At 73.0% G+C, this 5,756-nt stretch carries 5 protein-coding genes; 1 reads left to right on the top strand and 4 read right to left on the bottom strand.

Features of this window, described 5'->3' with window-relative positions; translation table 11 throughout:
• From SPI96_RS02425 to SPI96_RS02415, 3 genes are all read right to left on the bottom strand, one after another.
• A partial coding sequence (locus SPI96_RS02425; protein ID WP_321080780.1) for a tetrahydrofolate dehydrogenase/cyclohydrolase catalytic domain-containing protein occupies positions 1-652 on the bottom strand: 652 nt, incomplete at its 3' end.
• Between the two features lie 7 nt (positions 653-659).
• Positions 660-1,940, bottom strand: coding sequence for a serine hydroxymethyltransferase (gene glyA / locus SPI96_RS02420; RefSeq protein WP_321080779.1), 1,281 nt, complete (start codon positions 1,938-1,940; stop codon positions 660-662).
• Positions 1,941-2,123: 183 nt separating this feature from the next.
• Entirely contained in the window at positions 2,124-3,698 is a 1,575-nt protein-coding gene (locus SPI96_RS02415; protein ID WP_321080778.1) for a hypothetical protein, read from the bottom strand.
• Between the two features lie 223 nt (positions 3,699-3,921).
• Here SPI96_RS02415 and purU point away from each other — a divergent pair, with 223 nt between their 5' ends.
• The gene (gene purU, locus SPI96_RS02410) at positions 3,922-4,818 is read left to right on the top strand and encodes a formyltetrahydrofolate deformylase (protein ID WP_321080777.1); all 897 of its coding nucleotides are present in this window, start codon (positions 3,922-3,924) and stop codon (positions 4,816-4,818) included.
• 67 nt (positions 4,819-4,885) lie between these two features.
• Here the strand turns inward: purU and SPI96_RS02405 are convergent.
• Positions 4,886-5,756 (bottom strand): ABC transporter ATP-binding protein (locus tag SPI96_RS02405; protein WP_321080776.1); only part of this gene is annotated, 871 nt, incomplete at its 5' end.

Genomic DNA, 5,756 nt, shown 5'->3' with positions numbered 1-5,756 from the left:
CGGAGCCGGCCGCGGCGATGATCACCTCCCCCACGGCCACCAGCGCCTCCCCGTCCGTGGTGCCGGTGTGCGCGAGCGTGACGGTGGCGTTGACCTCGCGGCGGGTGAGCACCAGGCCGGCGGGGCGGCCGATGGTCACGCCGCGGCCGATCACCAGCACGTGCCGGCCGGCGAGCTCCACGCCGTGGCGCTTGAGCAGCTCCACGCAGCCGGCCGGGGTGCACGGCAGCGGGGAGTCGAGCTCGCCGCCCACGGAGGCGACCAGGCGGCCCAGGTTCATCGGGTGCAGGCCGTCGGCGTCCTTGTCCGGGTCGATGGCCTCGAGCACCTTCTGGGTGTCCACATGCTTGGGCAGCGGCAGCTGCACGATGTACCCGGTGCAGGCAGGATCCTCGTTGAGCTCCCGCACCACCTCGAGAATCTGCTCTTCCGTGGCGTCCGCGGGCAGCTCACGCTGGATGGACTCGATGCCCACCTCGGCGCAGTCGCGGTGCTTGCCGGCCACGTACTTCTGCGAGCCGGCGTCCTCGCCCACCAGCAGCGTGCCCAGGCCAGGGCGCACCCCGGCCTCAGCCAGGGCGGCCACGCGCTCGGCGAGCTCGGACTTGAGGGCGGCGGCGGTGGCCTTGCCGTCCAGGGTCTTGGCGGTCATCCTCGCCTCACCAGCCCTCGAGGCCGTCATACAGGGGGAAGTCCTCGGTCAGCGTCACGACGCGCGCCCGCAGGGCCTCGACGTCCGGCGAGGGCTTCAGGGCGGCGGCGATGATCTCCGCGACCTCGCGGAACTCGACCTCACCGAAGCCGCGGGAGGCCAGGGCCGGGGTACCGATGCGCAGCCCCGAGGTGGTCATCGGCGGGCGGGGATCCCACGGGATGGAGTTGCGGTTCACGGTGATGCCGACCTCGTGCAGGAGGTCCTCAGCCTGCTTGCCGTCCAGGGAGGACTCGCGCAGGTCCACGAGCACCAGGTGCACATCCGTGCCGCCGGTCAGCACGGACACCCCGTGCTCGGCCAGGTCCGGGGCGGTGAGCCGCTCGGCGAGGATCTGCGCGCCGGCCAGGGTGCGCTGCTGCTTCTCCTTGAAGTCCTCGGAGGCGGCGATCTTGAATGCCACGGCCTTGCCGGCGATCGCCTGCATGAGCGGGCCGCCCTGCTGGCCGGGGAACACGGCCGAGTCGATCTTCTTCTTCAGCTCCTCCGTGGAGAGGATGAAGCCCGACCGGGGGCCGGCGAGGGTCTTGTGCACGGTGGAGGAGACGACGTCGGCGTGCGGCACCGGGTTCGGGTGCAGGCCGGCGGCCACCAGGCCGGCGAAGTGCGCCATGTCCACCCAGAGCTTGGCGCCGACCTCGTCCGCGATGGAGCGGAAGGCGGCGAAGTCCAGCTGGCGCGGGTACGCGGACCAGCCAGCGACGATCACGTCCGGGGTGGCCTTCAGAGCCTGTTCGCGGACCTTGTCCATGTCGATCCGGTAGGTCTCTGGGTCCACCTCGTAGGCGGCGATCTCGTAGTTCTTGCCGGAGAAGTTCAGCTTCATGCCGTGGGTCAGGTGGCCGCCGTGCGCCAGGGACAGGCCCATGAGGGTGTCGCCGTGGTTCATCAGGGCGGTCATGACGGCCACGTTGGCCTGGGCGCCCGCGTGCGGCTGGACGTTGGCGTGCTCGGCGCCGAACAGGTCCTTCGCACGCTGGATGGCGAGGTTCTCGGCGACGTCCACGAACTCGCAGCCACCGTAGTAGCGGCGGCCCGGGTAGCCCTCCGCGTACTTGTTGGTCAGCACGGAGCCCTGCGTCTGGAGGATCGCGCGCGGCACGAAGTTCTCCGAGGCGATCATCTCCAGGGTGCCGCGCTGGCGGCCGAGCTCGTCCGCGAGCGCCTGGGCGATCTCCGGATCCACCTCGGCGAGCGGCTGCGTGTTGATGTCGGGCGTGGCGGTCACAGGGGGTTCCCTTCGACGGGGGCGGGGGTGGCGGGCGTCGCCGGCCTGGACCCATCCTAGTGATGGGGCAGGACACGTCACCCCCTGCCGGACGAACGACCTTCTGGACGCACGACGGCCCCGTCCCGGAGGGGACGGGGCCGTCGGACCCTGCCGGCGGGCGGCGGACCCGCGGAGGGCGGATCAGCGGGTGGTGCGGCGGCGCTGCTGGGCACGCTTGGCACGGCCCACGAGGCCGCTCACCCCGGCGACGGCGGCACCGGCCGCCCCGAGGGCCGCACCGGCGGCGACGCTGGCCACGCCGACCGCGATGCCCGCGGCACCGGCGGCGACGTCCTTGACCTGCTCCACACGCGAGGTCTTGTGGTCGTCCACCGTGCGGCGGGCAGGGTCCAGGATGATCGGGCGCGGGGCCACGGCGGGCTGGGGCAGCGGGGCGGGGCGCTCAGCCTCGGACTCGGCCGGGTTCTCCTGGGCGGACTCGGCGTCCTCCTGGGCCGCGGCGGCACCCGGCACCCGGCCAGGAACGCCCGGCAGCCCCTTCACGGCGTAGGCCTGGGCCTGCTCCTCGGTGAGCTCGGGGGACTCCTCAGCCGCGGCCTTCTCAGCGGCGCGCTCCTGCTCGGCCTCAGCCTCGGCCTGCTCAGCATCGGCCCGCTCCGCGTCGGCGCGCTCCGCGGCAACCTGAGCCTGGGCAGTCTCGGCCTGCTCCTGCGCGGCCTCGTGCTCCTGCTGGCCGGCGTCGCCCAGCACGGTGACGATCACCTCAGAGCCGTCCACGGTGGCGGTGGTGACGGTCGGCTGGGCCTCCTCGGCCTCGGTCGCCGTCTCGACGGCGTCCGTCGGCGCAGACACCGGAGTCACGGCCGGGGCAGCAGGGACAGCGGGGGCCTCAGCCTGCCGGGGTGCCGGGGGTGCAGAGGTGCGAGCCTTCGGGGTGTCGGCCGAGGGGGCAGCCTCATCCAGGGTCACACCCTCGCCCCCAGCCACACCGGCGGCGGCCAGACCCAGGGCCGGCTTCTCATCGGCGGCCGGCTTTTCGGCAGCGGCCGGCTTCTCCGCGGACACCGGCTTCTGGGGGAGCTTCGGGGACTCCTTCACCGGGGCGGCCTCGTCCACGGTGACACCCTCCCCACCGGCCACACCCGGGACGGTGTCACCCTCGGGCGCCGCGGACGCCTCGTCCACCCTCACACCGGCACCGCCGGCGACGCCCGGCACGGCTGGGGCCAGCGCGGTGGGGGCCAGCGCGGTGGGGGCAGGGGCGGCCTGCAGCGGCGCAGCCGCCTCGTCCACGCTGACGCCCTCCCCACCGGCCACACCCGGGACGGTGTCACCCTCGGGGGCCTTGGCCGCCTCATCCACGCTCACACCCACGCCACCGGCCACACCAGCCTCCGTGGTGATCGTGCGCTTCCGGGCCTCGCCGGCACGGTCAGCCTCCGCCACATCGAACGAGGCCAGGGCGGACGGCTTCGCTCCCGCCGCGGGTGCCTGAGCGGCCGGGGCCGCCCCCAGGGTGCCCAGGCTGCCGCCGAAGGTCCCGGCGGCGGTGGGGGTCGCGGCGGTGAGGGCCGCGGCGTCGTCCCTGGCGCCGATCGGGGCGGGAGCGGTGGGTGTTGCCGTCAGCGGCCGCTGCGCCGCCTCGGCGGTCTCGCGCTCCGCGCGACGACGGGAGGCCGCCATGCTGAGGATCAGGATCACGAGCAGCACCACGATGATGATGCCGATGATCCAGTACAGGGTGGACTGGGGCATGGGGGCTCCTTGTCTCTGCGCCCGGAGCGTCGGGCCGACCGCGCCGCCGGTCTCGGCGGCCTTCCAGAAAAGAATGTCACACCCGTCCTCCCGCAGACCATGGCCCACGGCGGGGTCCGCTCCCCCGCCCCGCCAGCCCCGGCATGCCCACCGGATTGTCACGGAGCGGCGGGTGCGCCGTCATCCGCGAGGGGGCCGGCGTCGTCGTGACTAGCATCGCGGCATGTCCGCAGCGTCCCGCCCCGCCGCCACTGCCCCCGCCGACCACCGGCTCGTCGTCACCCTCTCCTGCCCCGACCGCCCCGGCATCGTGCACGCCGTGACCGGCGCGCTCCTGGGCACGGGTGCCACCATCACCGAGTCCCAGCAGCACGGCTCCCCCGACTCCGGCACCTTCTTCATGCGCGTCGCCGTGGCCGTGGCCGCCACCGCGGACGAGGTCCGCACCGCCCTGGCCCCGGTCCGGGACGAGTTCGGCATGCACCTGGAGGTCTGGGACGCCGAGCGCCCCATGCGCACGCTCGTGATGTGCTCCAAGGACGGACGCACCCTCAACGACCTGCTCTTCCAGCAGCGCACCGGGGCCCTGCCCATCGAGATCCCCGCCGTCGTCTCCAACCACCCCGACCTCGAACCGCTGGCCACCTTCCACGAGGTGCCGTTCGTGCACGTGCCCCTCGGCCCCGGCGAGGACCGCGCCGCCAGCCGCGCCGAGGCGGAGGCCCGGCTGCGCGAGCTCATCGCCGAGCACAACGTGGACCTCGTGGTCCTGGCCCGCTACATGCAGATCCTCTCCGACCAGCTCTGCCGGGACCTCGCCGGCCGGGCCATCAACATCCACCACTCGTTCCTGCCCTCGTTCAAGGGCGCCCGGCCGTACCACCAGGCCCACGAACGCGGTGTGAAGCTCATCGGCGCCACCGCCCACTACGTGACCGCGGACCTGGACGAGGGGCCGATCATCGCCCAGTCCGTGCAGCCGGTGACGCACGCCCAGACCGTCGAGGACTTCGTGCGCCGCGGCCGCGACGTCGAGGGCGCCACCCTGGTGCAGGCGGTGCGCTGGCACGCCGAGCACCGGGTGCTGCTCGACGGGCACCGCACCGTCGTCTTCTCCTGAACCCCGGCGGCGGCCCTCCACGCCCACCTGCGCTTTCGCCCCCGGAGCGCTGAGAGAAGGGGAGGGGTCAGCCCTTCTGCTCGGCGTCCCGGGCGCGAGCGGCCTCGATCTGACGACGGCGGTCCTCCGCGGCCTGGCGCGTTAGCTCGGCGCCGGCCTCGGCGTCGCGGGTGAGGTTCTCCCCGGTCTGCGGGTCGAACAGGTGGATGCGGGTGGTGTCCACCCACAGGCGCATCGGCACGCCCGCACGGGCCCGGGACTCCGAGGACAGGGTCGCCACGACGACGGGCCGCAGCTCGTCGGCGTCGAGGTCCTTGGCCAGCGAGGACAGCAGCTCCGCGACCTGCGGATCCGGCTCGAACTCGATGTACCCGTACTGCTCGTGACCCAGCCACTCCAGATGGGTCAGCGTGGCCTCGAACTCCGAGCCCTGCGGGCGCTTGTGCTCCTCCACGAGAGCCGCGTCCTGGAAGAACTCCGGGCGCAGACCCATGAACACCACGTCCCTGCCCTCGGCGGCGCGCGCCTTCTCCGCGGGCACGGGGATGTCGCCGATCGGCGAGGACAGCACGTACTCCCCGCCCTGCTGCCTCACGCTCACGGGCAGGAAGTTCATCGACGGGGAGCCGATGAAGCCGGCCACGAACAGGTTCAGGGGCTGCTCGTAGAGCTCACGGGGGCTGGCCACCTGCTGCAGCTCGCCCTTCTTGAGCACGGCCACGCGGTCGCCGAGGGTCATGGCCTCGGTCTGATCGTGGGTGACGTAGATAAAGGTGGTATCGATGCGCTGGCGCAGCTTGATGATCTCGGCACGCATCTGGTTGCGCAGCTTGGCATCCAGATTGGAAAGCGGCTCATCCATCAGGAAGACCTTGGGACTGCGGACGATGGCGCGGCCGATGGCCACACGCTGCCGCTGGCCGCCGGAAAGTGCCTTG

Origin of the sequence: Micrococcus sp. (assembly GCF_034179925.1) — a bacterium.
GTDB lineage: Bacteria > Actinomycetota > Actinomycetes > Actinomycetales > Micrococcaceae > Micrococcus.
The sequence above is the reverse complement of the archived record's forward strand: the minus strand, read 5'-3'. Positions and strand labels throughout refer to the sequence as shown.